Origin of the sequence: Arthrobacter sp. NPDC058097 (genome assembly GCF_042884885.1) — a bacterium.
GTDB lineage: Bacteria > Actinomycetota > Actinomycetes > Actinomycetales > Micrococcaceae > Arthrobacter.
In genome coordinates this window covers 271,134-298,133 of record NZ_JBHVSZ010000004.1, presented here as the reverse complement: position 1 = coordinate 298,133, position 27,000 = coordinate 271,134, and the positions used below count along the sequence as shown (strand labels likewise).

25 protein-coding genes are annotated in these 27,000 nt (G+C 60.7%); 16 read left to right on the top strand and 9 right to left on the bottom strand.

All coding sequences use genetic code 11. The features are described from left to right. Nucleotide 1 precedes the first annotated feature (1 nt). The 3 genes from ACFVTE_RS09580 to ACFVTE_RS09570 are packed head-to-tail and all read right to left on the bottom strand — an operon-like array spanning nt 2 to nt 2,448. On the bottom strand, nt 2-985 hold the full coding sequence (locus ACFVTE_RS09580; RefSeq protein ID WP_387099513.1) for a sensor histidine kinase: 984 nt from the start codon (nt 983-985) through the stop codon (nt 2-4). After that, the gene (locus ACFVTE_RS09575) at nt 982-1,653 is read right to left on the bottom strand and encodes a response regulator transcription factor (protein ID WP_387099511.1); all 672 of its coding nucleotides are present in this window, start codon (nt 1,651-1,653) and stop codon (nt 982-984) included. Before ACFVTE_RS09575 ends, ACFVTE_RS09580 begins: the two co-directional genes overlap by 4 nt. A gap of 51 nt (nt 1,654-1,704) precedes the next feature. Continuing rightward, nucleotides 1,705-2,448, bottom strand: a complete 744-nt coding sequence (locus ACFVTE_RS09570; protein WP_387099509.1) for a phosphatase PAP2 family protein — start codon at nt 2,446-2,448, stop codon at nt 1,705-1,707. Nucleotides 2,449-2,922: 474 nt separating this feature from the next. On the opposite strand from ACFVTE_RS09570, the gene ACFVTE_RS09565 reads away from it, so the two are divergent. Then, nucleotides 2,923-3,531 carry a hypothetical protein gene (locus ACFVTE_RS09565; RefSeq protein WP_387099507.1) on the top strand — a complete coding sequence of 203 codons (609 nt, stop codon included), beginning with the start codon at nt 2,923-2,925 and terminating at the stop codon, nt 3,529-3,531. Between the two features lie 477 nt (nt 3,532-4,008). Here the strand turns inward: ACFVTE_RS09565 and ACFVTE_RS09560 are convergent, their stop codons facing one another. After that, on the bottom strand, nt 4,009-4,800 hold the full coding sequence (locus tag ACFVTE_RS09560; protein WP_387099505.1) for a glycoside hydrolase family 16 protein: 792 nt from the start codon (nt 4,798-4,800) through the stop codon (nt 4,009-4,011). Between the two features lie 317 nt (nt 4,801-5,117). Between ACFVTE_RS09560 and paaA the strand changes: the two genes are divergently transcribed. Genes paaA through ACFVTE_RS09530 form a run of 6 tightly spaced genes read left to right on the top strand, consistent with a single transcriptional unit; the run spans nt 5,118 to nt 10,068 of the window. Next, complete coding sequence (gene paaA / locus ACFVTE_RS09555; RefSeq protein WP_387099503.1) at nt 5,118-6,146, top strand: 1,2-phenylacetyl-CoA epoxidase subunit PaaA; 1,029 nt, start codon at nt 5,118-5,120, stop codon at nt 6,144-6,146. Next, the gene (gene paaB / locus ACFVTE_RS09550; RefSeq protein ID WP_387099501.1) at nt 6,143-6,532 is read left to right on the top strand and encodes a 1,2-phenylacetyl-CoA epoxidase subunit PaaB; all 390 of its coding nucleotides are present in this window, start codon (nt 6,143-6,145) and stop codon (nt 6,530-6,532) included. The genes paaA and paaB overlap by 4 nt, the downstream gene beginning before the upstream one ends. Then, complete coding sequence (paaC, locus tag ACFVTE_RS09545; RefSeq protein ID WP_387099499.1) at nt 6,529-7,458, top strand: 1,2-phenylacetyl-CoA epoxidase subunit PaaC; 930 nt, start codon at nt 6,529-6,531, stop codon at nt 7,456-7,458. The genes paaB and paaC overlap by 4 nt, the downstream gene beginning before the upstream one ends. 2 nt (nt 7,459-7,460) lie before the next feature. Beyond that, nucleotides 7,461-8,012, top strand: coding sequence for a 1,2-phenylacetyl-CoA epoxidase subunit PaaD (gene paaD, locus ACFVTE_RS09540; RefSeq protein ID WP_387099751.1), 552 nt, complete (start codon nt 7,461-7,463; stop codon nt 8,010-8,012). Nucleotides 8,013-8,023: 11 nt separating this feature from the next. Beyond that, the gene (paaE, locus tag ACFVTE_RS09535; protein WP_387099497.1) at nt 8,024-9,250 is read left to right on the top strand and encodes a 1,2-phenylacetyl-CoA epoxidase subunit PaaE; all 1,227 of its coding nucleotides are present in this window, start codon (nt 8,024-8,026) and stop codon (nt 9,248-9,250) included. 38 nt (nt 9,251-9,288) lie between these two features. Next, the gene (locus ACFVTE_RS09530; protein ID WP_387099495.1) at nt 9,289-10,068 is read left to right on the top strand and encodes an enoyl-CoA hydratase/isomerase family protein; all 780 of its coding nucleotides are present in this window, start codon (nt 9,289-9,291) and stop codon (nt 10,066-10,068) included. Here the strand turns inward: ACFVTE_RS09530 and ACFVTE_RS09525 are convergent. Beyond that, nucleotides 10,065-10,544, bottom strand: coding sequence for a VanZ family protein (locus tag ACFVTE_RS09525; protein ID WP_387099493.1), 480 nt, complete (start codon nt 10,542-10,544; stop codon nt 10,065-10,067). The two genes, ACFVTE_RS09530 and ACFVTE_RS09525, sit on opposite strands and share 4 nt — an antisense overlap. Nucleotides 10,545-10,630: 86 nt before the next feature. On the opposite strand from ACFVTE_RS09525, the gene galU reads away from it, so the two are divergent. Continuing rightward, the gene (gene galU / locus ACFVTE_RS09520) at nt 10,631-11,521 is read left to right on the top strand and encodes a UTP--glucose-1-phosphate uridylyltransferase GalU (protein ID WP_387099491.1); all 891 of its coding nucleotides are present in this window, start codon (nt 10,631-10,633) and stop codon (nt 11,519-11,521) included. Between the two features lie 141 nt (nt 11,522-11,662). Here galU and ACFVTE_RS09515 read toward each other — a convergent pair whose 3' ends face one another. The 4 genes from ACFVTE_RS09515 to ACFVTE_RS09500 all read right to left on the bottom strand — a co-directional run bounded on the left by ACFVTE_RS09515 (nt 11,663) and on the right by ACFVTE_RS09500 (nt 17,083). Beyond that, nucleotides 11,663-12,274: an LPXTG cell wall anchor domain-containing protein gene (locus ACFVTE_RS09515; RefSeq protein ID WP_387099489.1), complete on the bottom strand. Its 612-nt coding sequence runs from the start codon at nt 12,272-12,274 to the stop codon at nt 11,663-11,665. Between the two features lie 170 nt (nt 12,275-12,444). Beyond that, nucleotides 12,445-13,863, bottom strand: a complete 1,419-nt coding sequence (locus ACFVTE_RS09510) for a DUF4012 domain-containing protein (RefSeq protein WP_387099487.1) — start codon at nt 13,861-13,863, stop codon at nt 12,445-12,447. Between the two features lie 467 nt (nt 13,864-14,330). Beyond that, nucleotides 14,331-15,644, bottom strand: a complete 1,314-nt coding sequence (locus tag ACFVTE_RS09505) for a UDP-glucose dehydrogenase family protein (protein WP_387099485.1) — start codon at nt 15,642-15,644, stop codon at nt 14,331-14,333. A gap of 62 nt (nt 15,645-15,706) precedes the next feature. Then, nucleotides 15,707-17,083, bottom strand: a complete 1,377-nt coding sequence (locus ACFVTE_RS09500) for a sugar transferase (protein WP_387099483.1) — start codon at nt 17,081-17,083, stop codon at nt 15,707-15,709. Nucleotides 17,084-17,373: 290 nt separating this feature from the next. Here ACFVTE_RS09500 and ACFVTE_RS09495 point away from each other — a divergent pair, with 290 nt between their 5' ends. The 8 genes from ACFVTE_RS09495 (at nt 17,374) to ACFVTE_RS09460 (ending at nt 26,562) form a co-directional block, all read left to right on the top strand. Continuing rightward, nucleotides 17,374-17,856 carry a serine O-acetyltransferase gene (locus ACFVTE_RS09495; protein WP_387099481.1) on the top strand — a complete coding sequence of 161 codons (483 nt, stop codon included), beginning with the start codon at nt 17,374-17,376 and terminating at the stop codon, nt 17,854-17,856. A gap of 163 nt (nt 17,857-18,019) precedes the next feature. After that, nucleotides 18,020-19,507: a polysaccharide biosynthesis tyrosine autokinase gene (locus ACFVTE_RS09490; protein ID WP_387099479.1), complete on the top strand. Its 1,488-nt coding sequence runs from the start codon at nt 18,020-18,022 to the stop codon at nt 19,505-19,507. A gap of 174 nt (nt 19,508-19,681) precedes the next feature. Beyond that, a complete protein-coding gene (locus tag ACFVTE_RS09485) occupies nt 19,682-20,989 on the top strand; it encodes a polysaccharide biosynthesis C-terminal domain-containing protein (RefSeq protein ID WP_387099477.1) in 1,308 nt (435 codons plus the stop codon). A gap of 47 nt (nt 20,990-21,036) precedes the next feature. After that, complete coding sequence (locus ACFVTE_RS09480; RefSeq protein ID WP_387099476.1) at nt 21,037-22,179, top strand: glycosyltransferase; 1,143 nt, start codon at nt 21,037-21,039, stop codon at nt 22,177-22,179. Nucleotide 22,180: 1 nt separating this feature from the next. Further along, on the top strand, nt 22,181-23,155 hold the full coding sequence (locus ACFVTE_RS09475; protein ID WP_387099474.1) for a glycosyltransferase family 4 protein: 975 nt from the start codon (nt 22,181-22,183) through the stop codon (nt 23,153-23,155). 18 nt (nt 23,156-23,173) lie between these two features. Further along, nucleotides 23,174-24,235 (top strand): hypothetical protein, encoded by a 1,062-nt coding sequence (locus ACFVTE_RS09470; RefSeq protein ID WP_387099472.1) that lies wholly within the window; start codon nt 23,174-23,176, stop codon nt 24,233-24,235. 17 nt (nt 24,236-24,252) lie between these two features. Next, nucleotides 24,253-25,467 (top strand): O-antigen ligase family protein, encoded by a 1,215-nt coding sequence (locus ACFVTE_RS09465; protein WP_387099470.1) that lies wholly within the window; start codon nt 24,253-24,255, stop codon nt 25,465-25,467. Nucleotides 25,468-25,470: 3 nt separating this feature from the next. Next, the gene (locus tag ACFVTE_RS09460; protein ID WP_387099468.1) at nt 25,471-26,562 is read left to right on the top strand and encodes a glycosyltransferase family 4 protein; all 1,092 of its coding nucleotides are present in this window, start codon (nt 25,471-25,473) and stop codon (nt 26,560-26,562) included. The last annotated feature ends 438 nt before the right edge of the window (nt 26,563-27,000 follow it).

Sequence of the window (27,000 nt, the reverse complement as noted above, 5' to 3'; positions counted from 1 at the left end):
TCTATGCAGCCGGGAGTTCCAGGCTGAGGACCGTTCCCCCGGGCCCTGTTTCAGCCACCCTCACGTCGCCGCCGTGGCGCAGGGCGGCATCCTTCACCAGCGCCAGACCGATCCCGTAGCTGGTCCGTGCCGGGTTGTGCCAGGCCGGTCTTCCGCGCGCAAACCGCTCAAACACGCGGCCGGGTTCAATGCCAATGATCCCGGGCCCGGTGTCCCGGACCATGATCCGGACGTTTCGGCCGGCGGCAGCAACAGTGACGCCGATCCGGCCGGACTCCGGCGTGTGCGAGATGGCATTCTCCACTAGCGCCGTCACCATCCGCCGCAGCAGGTGCGCGGGAATCCGCGCGAGCGGCGGTCCCGCCGCCCCGTCGGCAACCGAGCAGTCCAGCCCGATGCGTGCCTCCTCCGCCAGGAGCCGCAGATCGTCCGTCACCGCAGCAACCAGCGCGGCCACGTTCACAGGCTCCGTATGATCGGCGGATGGGGGAGCGGACATCAGCAGCAGGTCGTCCACCAGTTCTGCGAGTCCGGCGCTGTCCTGGCGGAGGCGGTCCAGCGTCGCGGCCGCCGGGCTGTCCGGCCCGGCCTTGCGCTGCGCGAGCTGCAGCCGGGCGTCGAGCACTGCCAGCGGAGTCCGCAGTTCGTGGCTGGCGTCCTGGACGAAACGCCGCTGCGCCGCCAGTGCCTCGCCGAGCGGCTTCACGGCACGCCTTGCGCTGACCAGGCCGGCGGCCGCCGCCAGCATCACACCGAGCGCGCCGCCGAGGATCAGCGCCAGGAGGCCATCGGCCTCGTCGATGTAGATCCGGCCGGCTCCGGCAGGGTGCTGCACCAGTTCGGCTGGCTGGGACCGGTAGAGCGCGAACAGCACCAACGCCAGGATCACGACGGCGACGCAGGCAGCGCACACGAGCGCAATCTGGGCGCTCACCTTGCGGGCGGCGGTCCGGAGGATCAGCCGGTCGGCGTCCGGCGCCGTCACGACGGATCCCCCAACTGGTACCCCGTGCCGTGCACGGTGCGGATGATGTCCCGGCCCGCCTTCCGGCGCAGGTAGTGGACGTAGGTGTCGACGGCGCCCGGCTGGTCCGCCGCCGAGAACACCTTGCCAAGCAGCTCGGCCCGGGAGAAAACCCGCTCCGGCTCGGCGGCCAGCACCTCAAGCAGCGACCCCTCCCGAGGGGAAAGCGATACGCGGTCGCCGTAAGGCGACAGCAGGAGCCGGGCATCGGCGTCGTACGTCCAGTCCCCGAGCGGCACGGTCCGCAGCGGCGGACGGAAGATGCGGGTCAGTGCGCGGAGCCGGGCGGCGAGCTCGGCGGCGTCGAACGGCTTCACCAGGTAGTCATTGGCGCCGGCGTCCAGGCCGTCCACCTTGTCCTGCACGGTGCCGAGGGCCGTGAGGATCAGCACCGGCGCGGTCACGCCCTTGGCCCGCAGCGCGGTGACCAGTGCTGCGCCGTCCAGCAGGGGGAGCCCGCGGTCCACCACCAGGGCATCCCACTCCCGCGTGAGTCCGAGGTGCAGACCCTGCTGGCCGTCCCGGGCCAGGGTCACGTCGAAGTCGTCCCCGATGAGCTCGGCGATGAGAGGCCCGAGCTGCCGGTCATCCTCCACCAGCAGCACTTGCTTCTTCCGGTTCGTGTCCATGACTGCCATTCTGTCCCAATCCCTCGGGGGTGCCGTGTCCGACAAGTCCGGTCAGGACGCCGGCGCAGGCACAGGTCCCAGCCGGGCCAGGAACGGCATGCGGGCGAGCACCGCCAGCCCGTACCTGTTCCACAGGCCCGTGAAGAAGGAGGCTCCGGTCAGGGAGGTAAGGAACGACGCCGCAACGTCAGTGGGGTAGTGAACGCCAAGATAGACGCGGGACAGGGCAACAGTGACGGCTATCGCCGTCCCCGCCACCAGGACGGGCCATTGCCAGCGCGTGCCCCGGGCGAGCAGGAACATGGCGATGACCAGGGCCACGGCAAGGGCGGTATGTCCGCTGGGGAAGCTGTCCGTGCCGGGCTCGGGGGTGATGGGGTCGAAGAGCGCCGCGGAGTCGGGCCGGTGCCGGGCGACAACCAGTTTGAAGAGTTCGCTGCTGACCCATGAGCCGGCCGCCACCACTCCCGTGGCGAAGGCATTCACCGGACTCCGGCGGACCAGGAGCAGGAACAGGCAGATCCCGGCGATCATCACCACGCCGGCCACGGGGCTGAAAACGACGTTGATGAGCAGCGCAACCGCCGTCCGCGGCGGCGTGTGGTGATGGCTTAGGGTGGCATCGACCGACAGGTCGGCCGCTGTGAAGGCGGGGGTGGAGCGTATGGTCCACCCCGCGGCCACAATCAGGACGGCAAGCACCAGCGGCAGCGTGATCCAGTGCCGCAGCTGCGGCAGCCTGGCCAGCCGTGTCCGTTCCGCTGTGATCCCTTTTGCTGTTTCCGCCGTGCCCACTGGCCAACCCTTCCGTTATGCCGGCAGGTCCTGCGCCTGCCTGATTCCAGTGTGGGAGGCGGGTGCCAAGAAAGTTCCAAGAATCCGCTGCGGGGCCGCCGCATGGTTTGGCGTGTGGGCTGAAAGTCGTCGCCGGGTCCAGGCGAAATAGGTGCTCCACCTGAGAGCCCGAGCCCAATTAGACCCCCCGTTTGAGAGGGCCGGCGGCTGCCTCCAAGGTTTTCCCAAGCTCTGCCGTGCCGCCAACCATTGCCCGCTGGAGCTCCAATCGCAGCGTGAATATGGTCCAGGACTTGAACCGGTCAGATAGACCGTAGATTAACCTTTTGTAAACTCTGGACTTGCTTGGCTGGGAGCAAGCTGTGAGTGATACCGTCGGCGCTGGCTAGACATTTGGGATTTCAGCACTTTACGGCACGGGGATCTGTATCCCCGTCACCACGGGAATTTCGTTTTTCGTCTCAGGGGGGACAAATGAAGAAGTCTATTGCAGCGCTTGCACTTGCAGGAATAATCGCACTGGCTGGCACCGCTCCGGCCGTGGCAACCACCTACCCGGCGCCCGGCAATGAGCAGGGACTCGTTTCCGACGGCACCATCGCTCGCGGCGAATCCATCACTTTCTCCGCCAGTGGCTACATCGCCGGCGAAGCGATCAACATTTCATTCCAGCGGACCGGCGGCAAGAAGGATTCTGAAGGCCGGCGGGCCGCTCCGTCCAACTTCAGCGTCTCCGCTGACCGCACAGGCGCCTTTTCCACCACCATTACCTTCACCGAGGGCGGCAACTACATAATCAGTGCCGTCGGCGCGACCTCCGGCACCACCCGCTCGGCAGCCGTGGTAGTGAATTCCGGGAACGGCGGAGGCAACAACAACGGCGGAGGTAACCACGGCGTGGGCAAGGGCAAGGGTAATTCCGATTTCGCTGCTGTTTCCAGCGTTACCGCCGCCGGCACCGCAACCGGCCATGTCAACACCAATGCCGAGTCCAACCTGGTCCTGTGGTCGCTGGTCGGCGCAGGCGCTTTGGCCGCCAGCGGGGTATCCGCCGCCGTGGTTCGCCGCCGCTTCAAGGCATAGCCTCCCAAGGGAAGGAAGGCGTCTTCACCGAGGGCAGGTGCTTTTCTGGGAAACCGGAAAGCACCTGCCCTTTGCTTTCGACGAGCAGATCACGGTCCCCAGCGTGCGGCTGGGAGTCGTCGCCGGGTCCGGCGCAAGGCTGGGAAATGCGTTCCGGACCCGGCGATCTGAAGCTGCGGTTAGCGGCTACCTGTGCTTCAGTGACGTGTTCACTCTGCACCCGGCACATTATGAAATGCGGGGTCTACCTGAGAGCCGGAGCCCAAATTAACCCCTCGTTTGAGGGGGCCGGCGGCTGCCTCCAAGGTTTTCCCAAGCTCCGCCAAAACAGGTCGCGGAATTCTGGACGCCAACAAATAAGCAGCCTTACGATTGAGGTGCGTTGTGGAGCCTTTGGGCTCCAGGGGGCAGCCCAATTGGGGGAGGCCTCGAACGCCGCCTGGCGGCCCTGCGGATGCTTCCCCGGGGCCGCCGGTGTCACCTGTATACGCGGACCCAGTCGATCTGCATCCAGCTGGGTTTGGTCGGTGTTCCGTTGGGGAACCAGTCCAGCTGGAGCGTTTGATGCATTGCCGCGGGCGGCAGTTGCGCCTTGTTGGTGTCCGTGAACCACAGGGCACCGTCGATGTATCCGGTGATCCCGGCGGAGTTCCACTGGACGGCGTAGTTGTGCCATTGGGTGGTGTCCACCTTGCGCGCTGCCTGGGCCTGGTAGGGATGGGGGCCGGGGCAGGCGTAGTGCAGGTTGAACTTGACCAGGGTGGTGTCCGTGAGCGACTCGGCATAGTCCACCTCGGGGCATGTGGTCACGCCGGTGTTGGCGTTGGGCCACAGGAGCAGGACGGGGTGGTACTTCGGGTCGCGGATGCTGGTTCTCATGCGGACTTCCCACCGGCCGTATCTTTGCATCGCGAATTTGGCCGCCATCCCGCCCGTGGTGCCGTACGCATTGCCGGTCACGGTCGCCACGCCGTTGGCGACGTTCCAGGCCTTGGGGCTGCGGATTCCCTTGCCCGCATGGCCGGCACCGTTGTAGACCGTCCACCTCAGGGCGCTGGGTGCCCCGGTGTAGGAGAACTCGTCCCCCGCAACCACTCCACCCCAGCCCCGCAGGACGGCTGCCTGGACGCCGGACGAGGTAGCCACGGCCAGAACCGGGCCCAAGGCCGGCGTTGGCTCCGTCGGGTGCCCGGCCACGGTCAGGGCGGCCGCGGCCAGTGCCGCTATCGCCACGGACGTCACGGTGGCGGCCAGCTTTCGCTTCAACATCGAACTCTCCTCTGCTGTAGCCCGGCATCCCCGGTGCCGGGCGGTGGGTGAGGAGACGCCGGGCCGACGCAACCGCGGGACAGCGCTCCTGTCCCAGTGAGTCGGTGTGCGGGCCGCCAGGCCCGGGACGCGACCACTCTGGCACGCCGGCCTTGGGAAATTCCCATGTGAGCTTGGCGCGGGCCACCAGTTAAGGGGGTAACTGGCAGTGAGCTCTTGGAAGGCGCGGCTCCTTGACGCCCTTCGCCGCTTCCGCATATCCTGAACGAACGGTCGGTAAATAATCCGAGTACGGACGTGAATGCATAGGAGCAACCATGGCAGCGCAGAACCTGCAGTCAGTGCCTGACCAGCCGGCAGCCCCGGGCGCCGAAGAAGCACAGGCCCAGCTGGAGGCCGAAGGCCAGGCGTATTTTGACCGCGTGATCGCCGACGACTCGCGCATTGAACCCAAAGATTGGATGCCGGCCGCCTACCGCAAGACCCTCCTGCGCCAGATCTCGCAGCACGCGCACTCGGAGATCATCGGCATGCAGCCGGAGGCCAACTGGATCAGCCGCGCCCCCAGCCTGAAGCGAAAGGCCATCCTCATGGCCAAGGTGCAGGACGAGGCCGGCCACGGGCTCTACCTCTACTCCGCCGCCGAAACCCTCGGCCAGACGAGGGACCAGATGATGGACGACCTCATCGCCGGCAAGGCCCGCTACTCCTCGATCTTCAACTACCCGGCCCTCACCTGGGCGGACATGGGTGCTATCGGCTGGCTGGTGGACGGCGCCGCGATCTGCAACCAGGTCCCGCTGTGCCGCGCCTCGTTCGGCCCCTACGGCCGGGCCATGGTGCGCATCTGCAAGGAAGAGTCCTTCCACCAGCGCCAGGGCTTCGAGATCCTGCTGGAACTGTCCAACGGAACACCCGCGCAGAAGCAGATGGCCCAGGACGCCGTGAACCGCTGGTACGCCCCGGCCTTGATGATGTTCGGCCCGCCCGACGACGATTCCCCCAACTCCAAGCAGTCCATGGCCTGGAACATCAAGCGCTTCAGCAACGATGAGCTGCGCTCGCGGTTTGTCGGCATGATGGTGGAGCAGGTCCGGGTCCTGGGCCTCACCCTCCCGGACAGCGAGGTCCGCTTCAACGAGGACACCAAGAAGTGGGAGCACGGCCCGCTGGACTGGAACGAATTCAAGGAAGTTTTGGCCGGACGCGGCCCCTGCAACTCGCAGCGGCTTGAGCGCCGCCGGCAGGCGCACGACGACGGCGCCTGGGTCCGCGAGGCAGCCTCTGCTTACGCAGAAAAACAGATGGCCAAGCAGGTTAACAAGCAGAAGGAATACGCAGCATGAGCCCCCACGGTAACCCGGAAGTACCGGCCAGCTCCGCCGGAGCGGTTGAAAGCTCGGCTGCCAAGGTCCCCGTGGCCGATGCACAGGACACCGAAACCCCGCACCGCAGCGTCTGGCCGCTCTGGGAGGTCTTTGTCCGGTCCAGCCGCGGGCTCTCCCACGTGCACGCCGGAAGCCTGCACGCGCCGGATGCCGCCATGGCCCTGCGCAACGCCCGTGACCTCTACACCCGCCGCAACGAGGGCGTGTCCATCTGGGTGGTCCCCGCTGACGCCATTGCAAGCAGCGACCCGGATGCCAAGGGCTCGTTCTTCGAATCGCCGCAGGGCAAGGACTACCGGCACGCCACGTACTACACCAAGAGCGAAGGAGTGAAGCACCTGTGAGTTCAGAAAGCAGGACGGCTCCGGAGACGCAAGAAACCACAGGCCACGGCGACATCTCCGTCGGCGTCGCCGGCGCAGGTGCCAGCGGCGACGGGTCGGCCAGCGCCACCCGCATCACGCCGGGCAACGCGCTCCGCCCGGAGGACATCGCCCTCGAGGTCCGCACCGGCCTGGCCAAGCCCACCGAGGACGTGGCCGAGTACGCGCTGCGCCTGGGCGACGACGCCCTGATCCTCGCCCAGCGCCTGGGCCACTGGATCTCCCGCGCCCCGGAGCTGGAGGAGGACGTGGCCCTGGGCAACATCGCCCTGGACCAGCTGGGCCACGCCCGCTCCTTCCTCAGCTACGCCGGGGGAGCGTGGGAGAAGTCCGAGGATGACCTCGCCTACTTCCGCCGCGAGCACGAGTTCCGGTCCGCGCACCTGTTCGAGCAGCCCAACGGGGATTTCGCCGTCACCATCGCCCGGCAGTTCGTGGTGAGCTACTACCAGTTCGAGCTCTACCGACGGCTCACCGAATCTACCGACGCAACCATCGCCGCCATCGCCGCCAAGGCCGTGAAGGAAGTGGACTACCACCGCGACCACAGCACCCAGTGGGTCCTCCGCCTCGCGGGCGGCACGGACGAGTCCCGCCGCCGCATGATCAACGGCCTCAAGCTGATCTGGCCGTACGTGGGGGAGCTCTTCGTGGATGACGGGCTGACCACCCGCCTGGCTGAAGCCGGTGCCGCCGTCGAGCCTTCCAGCCTGCGGGCGGACTTTGACCGCCTCACCGGCGAGGTCCTGAAGGAAGCCGAGCTCGAGGTCCCGGACGTTCCGGCAGCGCCGGGCGGCGGCCGCCGGGGCCGGCACTCGGAACACCTGGGCTACGTCCTGGCCGAGATGCAGGTGCTGGCCCGGGAGCATCCCGGAGCGGGCTGGTGACCATGTACGTCGCCGACTTCGAGGCCCGGACGGCGGAAACCGCCGAGCAAAAGGCCTGGGCCGTCGCCGCCACGGTGTGCGACCCCGAGATCCCGGTGCTCACCATCGAGGACCTGGGCATCCTTCGCAGCGTCCGGGTGATGCAAGAACAGAACACCGACGACGGCGGGCCGGTGCCCGCCGTCCAGGTCACCATCACGCCCACGTACTCGGGCTGCCCGGCGATGGACGCCATCCGCGATGACCTCAAAAAGGTCTTCCACCAGGAGGGCTACCCCAGCGTGCACGTGGAGCTGGTCCTCGCGCCGGCGTGGACCACGGACTGGATGACTGAGTCCGGCAAGGCCAAGCTGCGCGAGTACGGCATCGCGCCCCCGTCAGGCAAAGCGGCCTTGGGCCACAACGGCCCGGTCCGGCTGAGCCTGGCCGTGAAGTGCCCGCAGTGCTCGTCGCTGAACACCAAGGAACTCACCCGCTTCGGTTCCACCTCCTGCAAGGCGCTGTACGTGTGCCAGGACTGCAAGGAACCGTTCGACTACTTCAAAGTCCTGTAAGGAAAAAACCCATGCCCGTTGTCCGCCAGACCGCAGCCGAATCGGCAGAGGCCACCGGCCGCCGTCGTCCGACTTTCCATTCCCTCACTGTCGCGGAGGTGCGCCGGCTGACGGAGGACGCCATCGAGGTGACCTTCGCGGTGCCGGCGGAGCTGGCCGGCCAGTTCGACTACCTGCCGGGCCAGTACGTAGCCCTGCGAACCACGCTCCCGGACGAGTCCGGCGAGTCGAAGGAGATCCGCCGCAGCTACTCCATCTGCGCCGAGCCGCGCAGCTTCGCGGACGGCAGCAGCGAGATCCGGGTGGCCATCAAGAAGGACCTGGGCGGGCTGTTCTCCACGTGGGCCAACGCCAAGCTGAAGGCCGGGGACAGCCTGGATGTCATGAGCCCGATGGGCGCGTTCGTCTCCAAGCACGGCCGGGACGGGCAGGCCGTGGAGCAGAACGTCATGAACTCGATGAACCACCCCGAGGACCTGGCGGGGGAGCCGGGGAACTTCGTGGCGATCGCCGCTGGCTCGGGCATCACGCCCGTGATCGCCATCGCCCGGACGCTGCTGGCCGCCAACCCGGACACTCGGTTCGACCTGATCTACGCCAACAAGGCCGCCATGGACGTGATGTTCCTGGAGGAGCTCGCGGACCTGAAGGACAAGTACCCGCAGCGCCTGGCGCTGCACCACGTGCTGTCCCGCGAGCAGCGGATCGCCCCGCTGCTGAGCGGCCGGATCGACGCCGAGAAGCTGCAGAAGCTGCTGGGCACGGCCATCCACGCGGACGACGTGGACGAGTGGTTCCTGTGCGGGCCGTTCGAGCTGGTGCAGCTGTGCCGGGACACGCTGGCCGAGCGCGGCGTGAAGCCGGAGCACGTCCGGTTCGAGCTGTTCACCTCCGGCAAGCCGGACCGGCCCGAGGGCAACGCCGGGCGTCCGGTCATCGAGGACGAGTCGCAGGAGACGTACAAGATCACGTTCAAGCTGGACGGCCTGCAGGGGGATGTCGCCAGCCCCACGCACGCCCGCGAGTCCATCCTCAACGCCGCGCTGCGGGTGCGCCCGGACGTGCCGTTCGCGTGCGCCGGGGGAGTGTGCGGCACCTGCCGCGCCAAGGTGGTCACCGGCACCGTGAACATGGACGAAAACTACGCGCTGGAGCAGGATGAGCTGGACAAGGGCTACGTCCTGACCTGCCAGTCCCACCCCACCAGCAAAGAAGTCACCGTCGACTTCGACGTCTAGCTCCAACCGCCCCGCCGCACCCCGAACGAAGGAACCCCATGATCTCCCTCTCCATCGCCGACGGCGTCGCCGAAGTGGTCCTCAACGCCCCGCAGAAGCTGAACTCGCTGGACGAGCAGGCTCTGGCGGAACTGTCCCAGACGTACGACGACGCCGCTGCCGCGGCCTCGCGCGGTGAGGTGCGGGCGCTGCTGCTCAGAGGGGAGGGACGTGCCTTCTGCGCGGGCCGGGACATTGCCGGTGTCACGCCGGAGAACGACGACGCCGAGGCGTACCTGGGCGGGCTGGTGCAGCCGCTGCTGCAGAAGATGAGTTCGTTCCCCGCACCCACGTTCGCGGCGGCGCAGGGAGCGTGCCTGGGAGTGGGACTGGGGCTGCTGCTGGCCACGGACGTGGTGTACGTGGCGGAGAATGCGAAGTTCGGGTCGCCGTTCGCCAAGCTGGGCGCCACTTTGGATTCTGGCGGGCACTGGTACTTCACCGAGCGGCTTGGCATGCACCGGACGCTGGACCTGATCTACACGGCGGAGCTGATCTCCGGCGCCGAGGCTGTGGCGCAGGGGATGTTCAGCCGGGCGCTGCCGGCGGACGAGCTGCTCGACACAACCCGTGCGGTCGTGGCGAAGGTGGCCACCGGTGCGACCGGCGCGTTCAAGGCCAGCAAGGAGCTGGTGGCGCATATCCGCGACCAGCGCCTGGGCCTGTGGACCTCCATGCAGGAGGAGAACGCCGAGCAGGCGCGCCTGTGCAAGAGCGACGACTACGCGGAAGGCTTCAGGGCGTTCCAGGAAAAGCGGGAGCCCAGCTTCAAGGGTTAGCCGATCTTCGGAGGCCGGGCTGGTTTCGGTGGCAGCGCTGGTTGAGCTTGTCGAAACCACTCCTCCAGCACCCCCAGCACCCAAACCCCCAGCATCGCGCCGGCTGTATTGGCCACGATGTCCATGGCGCTGGGAAACCGGTCGTGCAGGAACAGCTTCTGTCCCAGTTCAATGCAGCAAGACGCTAGGAACGCGCTCAGCACGATCCGTCCCCGGTGAAACGCCGGAAATGCGAGGGCGGCGAGCATGCCAATCGGTGTGAACATCAGGATGTTGGACGCGAATTCCACGAAGCTGTAGTTGATCAGCTCAGGTACCCCCGAGTGGTGGAGGGCAAACAGCACCGCCTGCAGCCGCCCGGCTATAGGACGGTCAACAGGGGTCGGCCAGAACGCCACGAACGCAAGGGCTGCCAGATACAGACCCAGCAGGGTGCGCGCATAGCCAGTGACGTCGGCCCGGCTCCATTTCCCCATAGGGAAACGCTACGGGAGCCCCTTCCCAACCCGAAATCTGGCCCTGGAAATTTCTCTTTCCGCAAGTCAATTTGTAAGGTTCGATCATGACCATGGGGAAATCAGTACGTAAAGCAGTTATTCCGGCAGCCGGACTTGGCACGCGCTTCCTGCCTGCCACCAAGGCGATGCCGAAGGAGATGCTGCCGGTAGTGGATGCACCGGCCATCCAGTACGTCGTGGAGGAGGCCGTGAATGCCGGCCTTGACGACGTCCTGATGATCACCGGCCGCAGCAAGCGGGCGCTGGAGGACCACTTTGATAGTGCGCCGGCTTTGGAGCGCACACTCGAACTCAAGGGCGACCAGGCACGGCTGGATTCTGTGCAGCACGCCTCGGGCCTGGGGCCCATCCACTACGTCCGGCAAGGCGAGCCCAAAGGCCTCGGCCATGCCGTGCTGTGCGGCCGCCAGCACGTCGGTGACGAGCCTTTCGCCGTGCTGTTGGGCGATGACCTCATCGACGAGCGGGACGAGCTTCTGACCACGATGATCGAGGTCCAGGCCAGGACCGGCGGTTCGGTGATTGCCCTGATCGAGGTGGAGCCGTCCCAGATCAGCGCTTACGGCTGCGCAGACATCTCGGCAGTCGACGGCGAGGGCTACGTCCGCGTCAACAGCCTGGTGGAGAAGCCGTCTGTGGACGAGGCGCCGTCAAACCTGGCTGTTATCGGGCGGTACGTGCTGCACCCGGCTGTATTCGACGTTCTCGAGAAGACTGAGCCCGGCCGCGGTGGGGAAATCCAGTTGACGGACGCACTCCAGACCCTCGCAGCGGGGCAGGGGGAAGGCGCGGGAGTCTACGGTGTTGTCTTCCGCGGTCGCCGCTACGACACCGGTGACAAGCTCAGCTACCTGAAGGCCGTTATCACGCTGGCTTCCGAGCGCGCCGAGTTCGGTGAGGACTTGAAAGCTTGGATGAAGGAATTCATCGGATAGCCCCGCTGCAAGCCAAGACGTGAAAGCCCCGACTTTGGTCGGGGCTTTTGCCATCTGCACTCTTCCTTCCGACAACAAGAAAGCGGGCCAGATCCGGAAATCCGGATATGGCCCGCTTCATTCAAGCATGGAGCGTAGTGCTTAGGCAGATGCCTCAGCGTTGGCGCGGCGGCGAACTACGACCACCGAAGCAGCACCGGCAGCGAGTGCACCGGCGCCGACGAGCGACCACAGCACGAGGCTGGAGTCAGCGCCGGTGTTCGCCAGACCAGCGCCACTGCCGCCGGTGTTGGACAGGCCCGTGCCCGTGCCCGTGCCACTGCCGGTTGCGGCAACTACCGTGACACTGGCAGAGGCCCGGTGACCGGAGGTGTTACCAACAGCGAGAAGTGAGTACGTCCCGGGCTCGCTAAGGCTAACCGGAAACGCGAAGGAGCCATCAGCCGCAGCCGTCGTGGTGAATGTCTGCGGAGCAGTCAGAACGTTGATCTTGGACGGGACCGACATGGCGGTACCACCCGAGACGCCGCCACCCAGTGCCTGCGGAGTGCTGGTGATGGTGATGGTGATGGTGACGGTTTCACCGGCCAGGAAGCCAGTTCCGGAGAAGGTGAAAACCTCGCCCGGGACGACGGTGCCGTCTGAAACGGTGCCCGGCGTGGTAGGCGCTGGGTAGTTAGCGGCCATGGCCGGCACGGCGCCGGTCAGTACGATGGATCCCGCAAGCGCAAGCGCGGCAATAGACTTCTTCAATTTGTCCCCCCTGAGACCTTTTCAACACGGATGTCACATATTTGTGGAGATTCTCCATCCCCATGTGACCGTGGGGCGAATCTCGTGGTTTAACCCAAGGAGAGATTAGCACCCCCAGTGCCGTGTCTCCAAAGTGAATCCAAACACTTTACATACTGTTAATGCGCCGGCTACGAGGCCGGAGCGCATGTCACTGCTTCAGTTTTTTGAATCACGTCTTTCAAGGCCTGCACTGTGGGCGTGACAGCGACGACCGGATCGGTATGCTGCACTATCTTGCCAAATGAAAATTCAACAGTACTGCTCTGACCTGGTGCTAGGCGCACCGTCACGGTGCCCACGGGCCGTCCGGCGTGACGCTGCGATGCAAACGCGGTTTTCTTGCCGCCGACAAAGACTTCCTCAACGTTCGACTGCACCGGTCCGTACGCAATAATGTTCGTTTGCACGCTCCCGGCAGGTACGCCAAATGCACCCCCACCTGTGACGTAGTCCGGGAGGGAAGTTGCGGCGTCTTCGGGTGCGGTGTTCGCACTTGTGACCCGTACCTTCACCTGGGAATAGCCATCAGCCGGGCATTCTTTGACGAGTTGGACAGTTCTTTGGACGTGGTAGTCCATTTTTGCGCCGGTCCCGTCATTGAAATAAACACCGAACTCGGCGGGGGATAGGCTCGGGCCTTCAATGGAGCCGCTGACCGCATACTTCGAAAGAACAGCCTGCTCGGTCGCTGTGCTGGACCAGAGAAGTACTCTTCCTTCACTCGTTCCACGTGTAATACCTCGGATGAGGCCCTCGGCATCGCCCTTACCCATCGAGAGCGCCGCGAACACTTCCTTTGCAACGCCTGCGAAATACGCGTCCTGGAGTTTTGGATCTTTGATCTTGGCGTAAACGTCTGAAAGAAGAGTCGGGACGACGTTCTCGCCATTCAGTTGGGTCGGCAATCCGGTCTTTGCTAGATCGGCGAGTTCAGGACTGCTCAATCGGACAGGCCCTGTTGCATCCAGTATGTAGCCAAGTGTCACGGGGTCAACCGAAACGACCCCATCCAGTCGTTGTCCTCTTGATCTTTCCCACATTGTCTGGGCAGTGCTGGCAGCAGTGGGAAAGTCGGGCGTAAGATTGACGTCTTGTATGTACTTGCCGAGCCGCGATGAATAGATCCGCTGTTGTTCGGAATCCACAGGCAACGCTGGCGACATCACGGCTATGTCGCCAGCGCTGCTCTGTGAACTAAGTTTGAGTTTGCCGCCATTGAAGGTGAGCACTGCCAGTGCTCCCGGGATGCCTCCGGAAGCTCTCGCTTCGGCATTATTTTGGATCATTAGCAGGTAGCTGCGCGGGCCTCTGACTCCGAGCATGCCTGGGGCGATTTGGGCAGCATCTGCCGATGCGTTGAGCGCGCCGGTCACCATTTGTAGCTGCTCGCGAGTCTTGGTCAACGGCTCGCCAACTTGGGGTAACAGCTTGCTTGCGTCGATGCGTTCCAGGCGTTCCGCAGAAGCGCTTACTGCGTGAGCGGCCACCGACACGCTGGGCGCAGCTTGTTGAAGAGGCTTCAAATCGGTGCCGGCTGCGCTGGGCATTAGGTTGTCCCAATTGAGGGACCCAAATACCTTGACGAGTGGTGCGAGCCCATGGACGGCGACGTCGTCGGCTGACTGCGCAATTTCTGTAACTGCGCCAAAGTTCGCCCCTAGGCCCGGGATAGCCGATGCTAGTGTCCATAAGGGGTCGCCCGATGCCTCTCGAGCCGCTTCAGTGTGTGATCGCAGACGGGCCACCGTGGACGCTGCAGCATCGGCACGGGCCGACGCCACTTCGTCCTTTAGCTGGGGCACGAGTTGAGTCGCAGCCAGCAGTTCGTTTTTTATCACGTTCGACTGCTGCACTACCCGTGCGGCAGCCCCCAAAGCAAGCAGGCTTACTACCGTTAGGCATCCTGCGGCGATGAGAAACCTGCGGCGTCGGCGCAATGCTGTGTTGCTTCTAGAACCCCGGGACAGGAAATTGTCTTCCGCCGTTCCCACTGCCTCATTAGATTCGCTCATAGCTATGGACGCCCAAGGCCCCGATAAGTCCATCCCGCGGCTCGCCATTTCGCGGCATCGAGGACGTTTCGACCGTCCAGAATGCGAGGAACGGTGACGTTGGCCGCTAGTTCGTAGGGATCCAGGTCTCGGAAGACAGGCCACTCGGTGAGCAGTAGTATTGCGTCGGCCTTGGTGGCCGCCTTTAGCGGATCTGCTTCGTAGTGTAACTCTGGGAATCGTTTCGCCGCGTTAGGTAGAGCCTTTGGATCCGTGACGGTCACGACAGCGCCCTGTAGTTGAAGCTGGGCTGCGATGCTGAGAGCCGGCGAGTCCCTGACATCATCGCTTTCAGGCTTGAATGCAGCACCAAGAACCGTGATTCGTTTGCCAAGTAAGCTGTCATCGCATAGATCGCGTGTGACTTCAACAACGCGGGAGCGGCGTCGCATATTGATGGCGTCGACTTCACGGAGGAAAGTCAGAGCCTGGTCGGCTCCCAACTCGCCTGCCCTAGCCATAAACGCACGAATGTCCTTCGGAAGGCATCCCCCACCGAACCCAATTCCCGCATTCAGAAATTTCCGTCCGATGCGGTCGTCCAAGCCAATGGCGTCGGCTAGACGCGAAACGTCGGCTCCCGACGCCTCACATAGTTCTGCCATTGCGTTTATGAATGAAATCTTGGTCGCCAAGAACGAGTTGGCTGCGGTTTTGACTAGCTCCGCGGTGGCATGGTCAGTAATTAAACGGGGAGTGCCGGCGGAAAGCGGCACAGAATACACTTCATCCAGTACAGCCACTGCGGGATGATCCTCGGAACCACCATCCACGCCGTACACAAAGCGATCAGGACTCAAAGTGTCGGCCACGGCGTGGCCTTCACGAAGAAACTCGGGGTTCCAGACCAGATGAGCTTCTGGCTGACGTCGATGTATGTCACTGGCCAAGCGAGCTGCCGTCCCCACAGGTACCGTCGATTTGCCTACCACAATGTCGCCGGGCGCCAGATGTTCAAGCAGTGCGTGTGTCGCAGCATCAACAAAGCGCATATCTGCGCCGTTTTCCCCACTCTTTTGAGGAGTACCAACGCATATAAAATGGACGCTACTTCCAGCAGCATGGGCCATGTCATTCGTAAAGGATAAACGGCCAGTTGCCTGAACCTCTTCGAGCAATTGATCCAAGCCTGGTTCGTAGAAGGGTGATTTCGAGGCAGCGAGGGCATCGATTTTTTCGCTGTCTACGTCGATTCCCACCACATCGTGTCCAAGCTTCGCCATGCAGGCAGCGTGGACTGCTCCGAGATAACCACAACCAATTACTGAAATACGCATAAGTTTGCCTTCCCGTACCGGGGATGCGCGGCAATGGGCCGCTGAATTTGTGGCGGAGCTGATCAGACCGCACCCGTGCTTGCAAATACTGCTTTGAATGTTCTAAATAAGATCACAATGTCCCCCATTAGTGACCAATTCTCGACGTAGTAGAGATCAAGACGGATACTCTCCTCCCAACTCAGATTTGAGCGACCACTGACTTGCCAGAGCCCGCTCATCCCGGGGCTGACGTAGAGTCGGCGGTGTGCGGCGTCGTCGTAGAGCGCGACTTCCCCCTCACGCTGTGGTCGAGGCCCGACAAGACTCATGCTTCCACCGAGAACGTTCAGGAGTTGAGGAAGCTCGTCTAGAGAATATTTTCGAAGTACCCGTCCCAATGGTGTAATTCGCGGATCGTTTTCCACCTTGAACAGGGGAGTTTCCCCGGTCCCTTGGGCAGCCAGGAGGGCCTGAAGTTCGGCATCGGCATTCACTTTCATTGACCTGAACTTCAGCATATTAAATGTAGTCCCGTTAAGTCCCACCCGCTCTTGGCGATAGAACACCGGCCCTGGGTCCGTGATACGTACGAGCACCGCCAGGAGGAAGAATATCGGTGAGCATAACGTGACCAAAGCACCTGCGATGACTAGGTCAAACGCCCTCTTAGCTACTTTCTTTCCCCCGGTGAGTTTCGGTGTGGACACGTGTATGAGGGGTAATCCGGCCACAGGCTGAGTGTGTATTCGGGGACCGGCTACGTCCGTCAGCGCTGGAGCCAAGATCATGCCGATATCTCTCGCGGCCAGTTCCCAACCTAACCTGCGTAAATCTTGCGGGTGCAAGTTGACTCCGGCCGAAACGGCGACAGCGTCGACCTCTGTGGAGAGTATGACCGACAGTATTGAGTCAAAATCAGAGTCAAGGCCAGCTACTGGCACTGGCAAGTCAGAGAGGCCACGGTGGTCAGCACCAGAGCCCGGTAAGTGTGCGGCCACAGGCAGATATCCTGCGGTTGGGGCACTTTGCAGCGAACGCGCCAAATGAGCGGCCGAATATGGGCCACCGATAATTAGCACGCGTGAACTGCTTTTGCCGTGACGTCTCTCTAGGCTGAGATGCTGTCGCACTAGCCAGCGGGCAACGAGAAGCCCCAGCGCACCTGCCGGAAAGGCCAGCCCGACGAATCCTCTTGCGGTGTCGATACGAAGCGCATACGACACGACTGCCACGAAGCCGAAAAGCCACACCGAACTGGCTATGACGCGCTTGTACTCTTCGGATCCGGCTCCCAGAACACGGGCATCCCTGGAGCCCCAGAAATCCAACATCAACCACCAAGACACTACAAGAACGCCCGACAGGACTAAGTAGTCAACGTCTTGTGAGCCAGTTGCCGGGTCATCGGTAAATCCGAAGCGTACACCGTACGCTCCCGCGACGGCCCAAACCACCACTCCGGCATCGACAAGCCTGAGCCGCGTTGAATATTTGCGTCTCCAAGGCGCTTGCCCGCGCGAAGTATCCAACTTCCACCCCCATACATTGAATGACCAGCGCCCCTAAGGACGGACCTGTGTCGGTCTGAATAATACTTGGTCAAACTAGGCGCGTAAGACGCCAGCCTGTTGGACGGTCCTTGAACCATGCTGTGGACCCGGTGTTACGTACGAGGCAAGTGGCAACATTTGACAGGTCGGTCAAGAAATATTGCATCTTGCGAACGCGCGTGGCCACGGTGGGGGCCGTGGCTTACATCAACCGCTTACTTACCTGCGATTATTACGTCATGGCTCTTCTGGAGAAACTTGTGTACGCGGTCAAGCTACCGTTCATCGGCCGCGCTGCCACTGTCTTGATTCGCGTGCTTGGAGTGAATATTCCGCCTAGTGTGGAAATAGGCGAGGGATTAGTTCTCCCGCATGGCGCGGTGGGCCTGGTTGTACACGAGCGCGCCAGGATAGGTGCGAGAGCCAAGCTGTATCAAGGCGTAACGTTGGGCAGATCCGATACCCATCTGGAGGCGAGTCTGATCAAGTCTGGGGGGTCGATTGAGATTGGCGACGACGTGATCATCGGGGCGAACTCGACGGTACTCTTCCGATCGGGTGAGACACTCACCATCGGCGATAACGCAGTCATCGGAGCAAACTCCGTCGTGCTTCGAAGCGTTCCGCCCGGTGAGATATGGGCCGGCAACCCCGCTCGGCGTGTATCCACCCGCAAGTGATCGCGCTTCCTGGCTAGGCGGTGTCTCGCGGTGGACGACTTTGAGAGGTGAACTTTTTATCGCTCGCGTTTGCACCGGATAGACTGTCGGGGACCACACTTAGAAACGCTGCACCGGAAGTGCCGAATGGTGCCATCTCCGGGCGCCACAGGGGGACCCGACATTGGCTGTACATGATTACTTACTAATGGTGCGCCGGAATTGGTTGATTGTCGTCGCCTGCACGCTCATCGGACTCAGTGCCGGTGGCGCCGCCTCCCTTTTGGTGAAGCCTTCGTACACGGCCGAGACCCAGCTTTTCGTCGCGATACAGGGCGCGGGTTCTGTGCAGGAACTGCAGCAAGGTAATACGTTCAGCCAGGCCCGCGTTCAGTCCTATGTCAAAACTGTTGTTGCACCGATTGTTCTTCAGCCTACGATTGACAAGCTTGGGCTTCCAATGTCGGCTGAGGAGCTTGCCACTAAGGTGAAAGCAAGCACCGACCTGAACACGGTGTTGATCAACATCGCGGTGACCGACAACTCACCTGTTCAGGCGGCAGCAATAGCGCAAGGAGTGGCGGACAGCCTGGTCCAAGCAGTCGACTCACTCGAGAAGCCGAAGTCGGGTGGTACTTCCCCGGTAGGGCTTTCGGTGATCACGCCTGCCACCGCGCCGACAAGCCCGTCTGCGCCTAACACGCGACTGAACTTGATGGTCGGGTTTGTTGCGGGATTTGCGCTCGGTCTAGGCGGAGCCGCTTTGCGTTCAGCTGTAGACAGGCAACTACGTGGCGAGAGTGAAGTACGGCGCATCACTGATGCCCCGGTCCTCGGCCGAATCTCCTACAGCCAAGAAGCCGCCAAGAACCCCTTGCTGACAGAGGCTTCAATGCAGGGTCCGCGCGCAGAGTCCTACCGCCAACTTCGCACCAATTTGCAGTTTGCCAGCGTTTCCGCCGTGTCGAGAACTATCGCTGTCACTTCTTCCATGCCTGGGGAAGGCAAGAGTACGACTGCTGCGAATTTGGCCATAGCCTTGGCGCAGTCTGGACAATCCGTTTGCCTAGTCGATGCAGACCTGAGAAGGCCCATGGTCAGTGAGTATTTGGGTCTTGAGAGGAACGCTGGACTGACGACGACTCTCGTCGGGGATGCGGACGTCAATGACCTGCTGCAGCCATGGGGCGACGGGGGTCTCTATGTTTTGACCTCCGGCCAAATACCACCGAATCCTAGTGAGCTATTGGGTTCGGATGAGATGAAGCAACTGCTCATCCGCCTTGAGCAAGTTTTCGACGCCGTGATTATCGACGCTCCGCCACTGCTTCCCGTAACGGATGCAAGCGTGCTGGCTCAACAGGTTGGGGGGGTGCTTGTAGTAGTCGGCTCACGAAAGATCAAGCAGCACGATCTGGAAAAGTCTCTCGGCGCACTGCAGTTGGTTGGAGGAAACCTGCTTGGGGTTGTTCTAAACTTGTTGCCCAGCAAGGGTCCAGACGCTTATTCCTATGAGTACCGGGCATACGACGCCCATGAGGTTTCTCCAAAAGCATCGAGCGGCATGCGACGCCGTACAAATGGATCATTCAACCGTGACAATGGCAGGAAGTCGCGCTCTGACACAAGGCAGGTTCGGCCGGGGGACCGAACTTCTGACCTGTCGAAGTAAAGCGCGAGTCTGAACCTGGTCAATAGAATCTTATAGTTGCTTGTCCAAGTCAGGCCATCGTCTCGAGCTTGTAGTGCGCCTAAAGATTGCCCTCAGGATTCGATTCAACCGGCGGGTGTGTGAAAAGCCCTTTGTTGATGCAGATTTGTGGCGTACAAGAATGGAAGAGAATGAATGGCCATCACGACTCGAAGTTTTGCAAGTAGAGGATCTTCTTTTCATGTCATTACAACGACCTTAGGGAATCTCCTGGGTCCTGTCTCGACACTATTATGTGCCCCGATTTTGGCCTATCAGCTGGGTGTTGCAGGTCGAGGTGAATTGGCGGCGTCGACCATGCCCCTTGTTCTGCTAGGTGCAGCTCTCACCATAGGTCTGCCCGAGGCCCTTACATTTCGCCTCGGTCGATTTCCTGGGGACGGGCGGCAGTCGCTCAAAATGGCCACATTGGTTCTTTCAATTGCTGGAGCCTTTGGAGCCGTAATCCTTCTTTTTCTGGCTCCTTGGCTTGCCACCGACTCACCTACTGTTATCGAGCTCGTTCGGCTCTCCGCCATTGCCGCGGTGCCTACGGTAGTGCTGTGGGCCCTTAGGGGAACAGCCCAGGGTTTGCAGCGGTGGGCGACTCTGAATGTAGAAAAGGCCCTGACGGGAACGGCGAGACTGCTCGGCATTGGCTCATTAGCCCTTTTCGACTCTCTAACAGTCCATTCGGCATTTGTTGTCACTGTCTGCGCCCCCCTTGTGGGTTACGTGGCGTATGTCAAAATGATCCTGGGTATGTCGCAAACCCGGCGTAGGCGCCGCCGTACGCTGCACGACATGATCTCATTTGGCAGTAAGGTTTGGCTGGGATCTATCGCGGGTATCCTGATCACACGCTTGGACCAGGTGTTGATTCTTCCACTGTCTTCAGCGGAGCAACTAGGGTTATACGCGGCTGCAGTTAACGTTGGTGACATTCCATTTTTCATGACGGCCGCGTTTGGCAGCATTATGCTCGCCAAGGAAAGTTCGGCAGCATCAAATGCAAGAGTCGAGTTCGCGTCACGGGTTCTCTTTTCAATAGTCCTGTGCGTCACGAGCATTGTTGGTGCCACCAGTCATCTCTGGTTCGGATGGCTCTTCGGCCCGTCGTTTGCCGTTGGAGCGGACACGGCCGTCGTTCTATTAGGCGCTGCCCTAATTTCGGCGCCCGGGACAATTGCGGGATCCGCACTCACAGGTCGTGGTCATGCCCATGACAGGAGTCTTGCCTTGGGAGTTGGGCTTCTTGTCAACGTAGTGCTTCTGTTGTGGCTCGTTCCGATACTCGGAGCATTTGGGGCCGCCTTAGCTACCTTCGGCGGGACGCTGGCTGTGACGTCGCTAAATCTCATGCAACTATGGCGGAGATTGGGAATTCGACCAGACAGGATGATTCTACTGCGGAGGCCTGATGTGGAAAGGTTGATCGTTGAACTTTTTCGGCGCCGGCGATAGTCAGGTGTCTGACGCGGTGACTTGTTGAAAATAACTAAGAGGGGGAAATGGTGTCTGGGGTATTAGTTCACGAATGGGTGGGCGAAACGGGCGGCGCGGAGAAGGTTTTCGATGCCTTTGCAGAAGTGTTCCCTGACGCCGACATGTACTGTCTTTGGGACGATGCATCCAGGCATGGTTCGCGCAACCTTAATGAGTCAGTGCTGGCTAGGACTCCTCTGAGGAGGAACAAGGCTCTCGCACTTCCTTTCATGCCACTCGTCTGGCGGCAATTGCGATCGGCGAACGAGTACGAGTGGATGTTGATAAGTTCCCACTTGTTCGCGCACCATGCCCAATTTGTTGGCAAGAACGCGGACACTCCGAAGTTTGTTTATGCGCACACGCCTGCCCGGTACATCTGGGAACCCGAGCTTGATCAGCGCGGTAACAATCCTTTGGCGAAAGCATTGAGTAAAGGTTTTCAAGTACTCGACCGGGCTAGGGCAGCCGAACCGGTTTCGATAGCTGCCAATAGTCGATTCGTGGCCGAGCGAATTGAGCGATGTTGGAACCGCGAGGCCCAGGTCATCTATCCGCCTGTCGACGTGGAGCTTATTAGGTCTACGAGGGATTGGACGACCAAGCTCGATGATGCCGAGCTGCGGACTCTGCAGGAGCTTCCGGCTGAGTTCGTTCTCGGTGCCTCGCGCTTTGTTGGCTACAAGAAGTTGGACACAGCCATTCGCGCGGCAGAGCTAGCGGGGTTACCGGCGGTTATTGCTGGCTCAGGACCTGATGAAGGACGACTTCGTGAACGGGCAGCCGAATCGTCCGTTCCCGTCATCCTCGTAGTTCATCCCAGTGACCATTTCCTTTATGCCCTGTATCAAAGATGCAGTGCATTCGTATTTCCGCCAATTGAGGACTTCGGAATCATGCCCGTTGAAGCGTCCGCTGCCGGAGCACCGGTCATCGCGAACCGACGAGGGGGCACAGCGGAGACGGTATTGGACGGGCAATCGGGCTTTCTCGCCGATATGGAGGACGAACAAGACTTGAAACTGGCCGTCGAGAAGGCGATTTCACTGGATCGTTCGAAAATTTCGATGACCTCTCTGCGTTTCTCTTCGGATATATTTCGTGAAAAGGTCTCGGAATGGATCCCTTCTGGTTCACCGTCTTTGGATAAAGTTCAGGAACGAAGTTAAGATGTCACTCTATGTAGACCAGCGATGGCTAGGTATTCACGGGATCGGACGGTTCGCCCGCGAAGTTTCGGCCAGACTCTCGTTCGATTACAACGACCTGACGCGTTCAGGCTCGCCTTCGTCCCCACTCGATGTACTAGCGCCGGCCCGCATGCGGCTTCGCCAGGGTGACGTCGTCTATTCACCTGGTTACAACGCAGGTTTGACGCGAGCAACTCAAATTCTGACTCTCCATGACCTTATCCACCTCGACGCGAAAGGGCCACGGGCCGAGCTTCTCAAAGCATATTATGAGCGCGTTGTGAGGCCTACGGTCACTCGAGCCGGGTCCGTTATCACAGTTTCGGAGACCTCGGCAGATGCTATTAGCGCATGGCTAGGAACGTCCCGTGTACGGGTGGTGAATGTAGGCAATGGATGCTCAGACGTATTCACCGCAGCAGGCGAATCAGCCTCTCGCGAAGGACCTTACTTCTTGTACGTCGGTAATCTTAAAGAGCACAAGAATTTTGATGTCCTCCTTCGAGCGTTGAAGAAACGACCCCATTTCCGCCTTATTGCTGTTATAAATGACTACGCCAGCGCTGCCACCGTCATCGAAGCTTCGGGTTTAACTCGACAAGTGGAGGTAGTGTCAGGACTATCCGATGTGGAATTGGCACAGTACTATCGCGGTTCCATCGGCCTCGTCATGCCGTCGCTAACTGAGGGGTTCGGGTTGCCTGCGGTTGAGAGCCTTTCTTGTGGTCGCGCGGTTGCCTACTCGAAGTCATGCAGCAGTGTGGCAGAGATTGTTGGCGACTTTGGTGTTCCCGTTGACAGGGTGCAAGACGGAGTAAGTTGGGCAGAAGCCATGGATGCCTTGTCAGATGGCGCATCCGCTTTCCAGGCTCCTAGCAGCACATGGCGCGATCAATACCGATGGTCGAATGTTGCAGAGAATATTAACACCCACCTTGCGCAAATTTTGAATTAAGCATTTCGAGGAAGAAAAATGAAGATTCTATTTCTGAGTCATACGCCGGACAATGGCGTGTTTAAGGTCGGAAGTCACCATCTTGCCCGCGAACTGTCCAAGTCTTCGATTGCAGTGGCCCACGTTTCGACTCCTCGTTCGTTTGCGCATAAGATGCTGGGCAAAAATTCTTCGAATCAAAAAGGTGGAGAAGAGTATCTGGATGAATTCGGAACGCTCCACGTGATCCCGAACGTGGTTCTGCCGGTCCAAATCTTCAAGGCCGGCCGGCTTTTGGGCGACTTAATTAAGAGGATTGAATTCGATGACGCAGATTTTGTCTTGGTCGATCAGCCATTGATGGCAGGCTACGTAGAAAATAACAGACTTCACGGCAAGGTCATCTACCGTCCCACAGACACCTACAATCGAAATCCGGCGGCAGCGCGGCAAGCTCGTTTGGCTAGCACCGCGGACGGAGTAGTAGCGACATCCGGTGCGGTTCTCCAAGGTTTAGACCTTCCCCACACTACGCCCCGTATGGTCCTGGAGAACGGCGTTGAGCTCTCTCGGTTCCGCGCGCAAGAGGTCGCTGGGCCGGATGCCAGCGAACGGGCTGGAATGGTTTATGTGGGGGCCATAGACTACCGGTTCGACTGGGAAAGCCTCATCGCTATTGCGATTGCGAATCCAGATCAGCAAATCAGCCTTGTCGGGCCTGTCTCGCGGCACCGAGATCAATTGCCGGGCAACATTTCTCTGCTGGGGTCCGTTCCGTATGACGAAGTTCCAATCCATCTTAGCGGCGCGCGTGTCGGTTTGATCCCGTTGAACGCAACGGAAGTGAACCAAGGCCGAAGCCCGATGAAATACTACGAATATTTGGCGTCCGGGCTAAGCGTCCTTGCTACATCAACGGCATCCCTTCGGGAAAGACAAAGTTCTCAAACATTCCTGTTTAGTAACGCTGAGGAAGCGGCCAAGTTGTCTAAGCGTGCCCTAAGTGCTGACGCGCCCAATCTGCGTGGAATCCAAGAGGCGGCAGGCCAGGACTGGTCGACAAAAGCGGCTGTTTTACTAGAGTTTTTAGAATCGCTGTAAGGAAAGCAGGTACTCCCATGCGCAGGCGTTCGTTGGAAGTGGCGGTGGTTTTCGCATTTGCCATTCTCCTGGTGTCACGGTCGGTCCTGCTTCCTTCCTGGGCGTCCCAAGTGGCCCCGTTGCTGGCCGGACTACTGATCTTCGCTGGGTCGTTACCCTATTTGCAGCGCTTCCGGGTTCCTTCGTCCGCGATCCTTGTCGGGCTGCTCGTGGCGGTGTATGTCGCTGCAAGTGCCGCTTCGGGGGTGACCGACAACTTTGTGAAGTCTTTGAGCATCGGCTTCTTGTGGTTCGTGGCGTTTCTTGTTGCGGCGAACGTCGAGCCGAATGAAAAGTCAAGGTTCTTCAAGTTGGTGCTTGTGGCGGCGGTGTTGGAGCTAGCCATAGCGGTGGGTGAGACTCTCATCGGTCTACCGAGTATTAGATCAATGGTCGCCGCGACTCAGGACGGGATATACACCGTGCGGCCCAACACGATCCTCGGGGCATGGACCAACAGGGCCCAAGGAACTATAGGGTATCCGATTCCTCTGGCCCATTTCTTTGCCTTAGGGCTAGCTATAGTTGTGTTCGCTCACCTCGGTCTGTCTATCTTTAATAGGTGGCTGGCAGCGATACTGCTTTTTGCGGGGATATTGCTGACGGGTACAAGATCTGGAGTCGCAGCGGCACTTGCGTCGTTAGCCGCGGGGCTCCTTGTGTCGCGGCGCGGCGAGCAGTCAAAGCTGCGCATTTGGCTGCTGGTGTTGCTGGCCACTGCAGCGCTTCTCGGCGTTCTGATCCTCATGGATCAGGAAAACCTTTCCACTGACGGTTCGTTCACTCACCGAGTCGGGGTTTTGACGTCAATCGGCGAGATAGTCCGCTTGCCGGCGGAGCGAGTTCTCTTTGGGTCTGGCCTCAATTCGCACGAAAGCCTGTTTGAGTTGGGGTATCTCGGCACTAGCGGGACCTTTGCCGTAGACAACGGTTTCATTACATTGCTGATTTACACCGGAGTGGTTGGTCTCGTTAGCTTTCTCGTGGTGACCGGAAGGGCGCTGGGACATGGGACTCCAGATGAGGTTTCGGTCCTGGTTGGAAGCCTCACTTTCTCCATGACTTATGACTTTATCAACTGGCATTTGCACGCAGCCTTATTCTTTGCAATGGCAGGTTTGACTTTCAGTCGTCAGAATACATTCTTCGATACCGATCCTAAAGTATCAGTGATAAACAGAAGTGAAGCGTGAACTGTGAAAAGCATAAAAGAGCTAAGGTTTGTTGCCACAACAGGTTTTGAGGGCGGAGCCGAAAAATACATAGCCGCACTGGCAAAGGTTCTCGCAGCTGATGGCCTCCCCGTGCGACTACTCGGTGATCTGCGAACGTGGCCAAAAACGCTACCCCACACGAGTCTGGAGGCGGGACCTAAATGGAGCTTGCGTTCTTTGCCTGGTGGGCTATTGCGTCTTGCGCAAGAATTGCGTTCGCTGCGCAGGGCCACTGCGTCCCTGGGGCCCGGAACGTATCACTTGCATTTCAAAAGAGAGCAAATAGCTTACACTCGACGGTTGGGTTCCCTTGGGCGAGTCGTCTGGACCGAGCATGGCAGGTTCCCTACTGGGCCGTTTGGATGGATCATTCGGCCGTTCTACTTCAGGGCCTCCCGCGGCGTCTCAAGCATCGTTTGTGTTTCAGAAATTGTCGCGAAGGATATCGCTCGCTTCGTGGCGGATCCATCTGTAATCGAGGTTGTCGACACCGCCGTAGACCTCCACGATTATTCTGTTCCATCAGCCGAGGAACGTCGGCACCTGCACCTCCAACTTGGTTTGGATGATCGCCCGGTAGCTATTTATGTAGGACGGATTGAGCCCAACAAGCGCCCCGAATTGGCTATCAGGGGAGCTTTGGCAGCGGATGCGCAGGTTGTGGTTGCCGGATCAGGATCTCAGCTTTCCTATTTGGAGGAAGTATTCGCGGCGGAACCTGATGTTAGGTTTCTCGGGCAACTGGACAACGCGAAGAACGTCTATTCGGTGGGAGACGTCCACATCTTCTCGTCGACTGGGGCTGGGGAAGGGTTTCCGACTGTAATCATCGAGTCTGCAGCCTGTGGACTCCCGACCATAGCTACGTCGGATGCTGGCTTCGGGTACGCCGTTGATTCGGCGGGCGGGCGTTCATGCGAACCGACAGTTGATGAGGTTGCCGCTGCCATTGATGTCGTTCTGGCCGATCTGCCCCAGCGCAGGTTGTCTGCGAGACGCTGGGCTGAATCGAGGGATTTACGGACCTGGGCAGAGCAGTACAAACGAATTTTACACGGCGAGAGCGATCAGTGAGGGCTGAGCTTGACATCTGCTAGCCTGGCGACTGGATGCGTTCTACCGGGTTGGCGCCATGCAGGTATCGTCGTCCGCTCGTCGTGAAAGCGGATCGACAAGTGCGCACACCTCGTCGATCCATGACACCCGGCTGATCACGACCGAATTCATCCCCGAGGAGTTTTGGTGCTAGACGCCGGTCGAAGAACTGTCTTATGCCCGGCTCTTGGTGGTTCGTGGGAAAATGAATCCCTGGGATGAGCGTCATGTCGCCGTTCAAGAGAATAACCGATTTGCGGGAGCCGCGCGCGGTTCGTTTGACGTCCTTTATGGCGGCCTGTTGTGGCGCCGGTAATGATCAGCACCTCGATTTCCTTCCACCACCGGCACGCGGTGCGGTAGATGCTTTTCGTCTCCGGCTTAGCGGCTCCCAACTTGACGGGTGAAGCTTCTGGT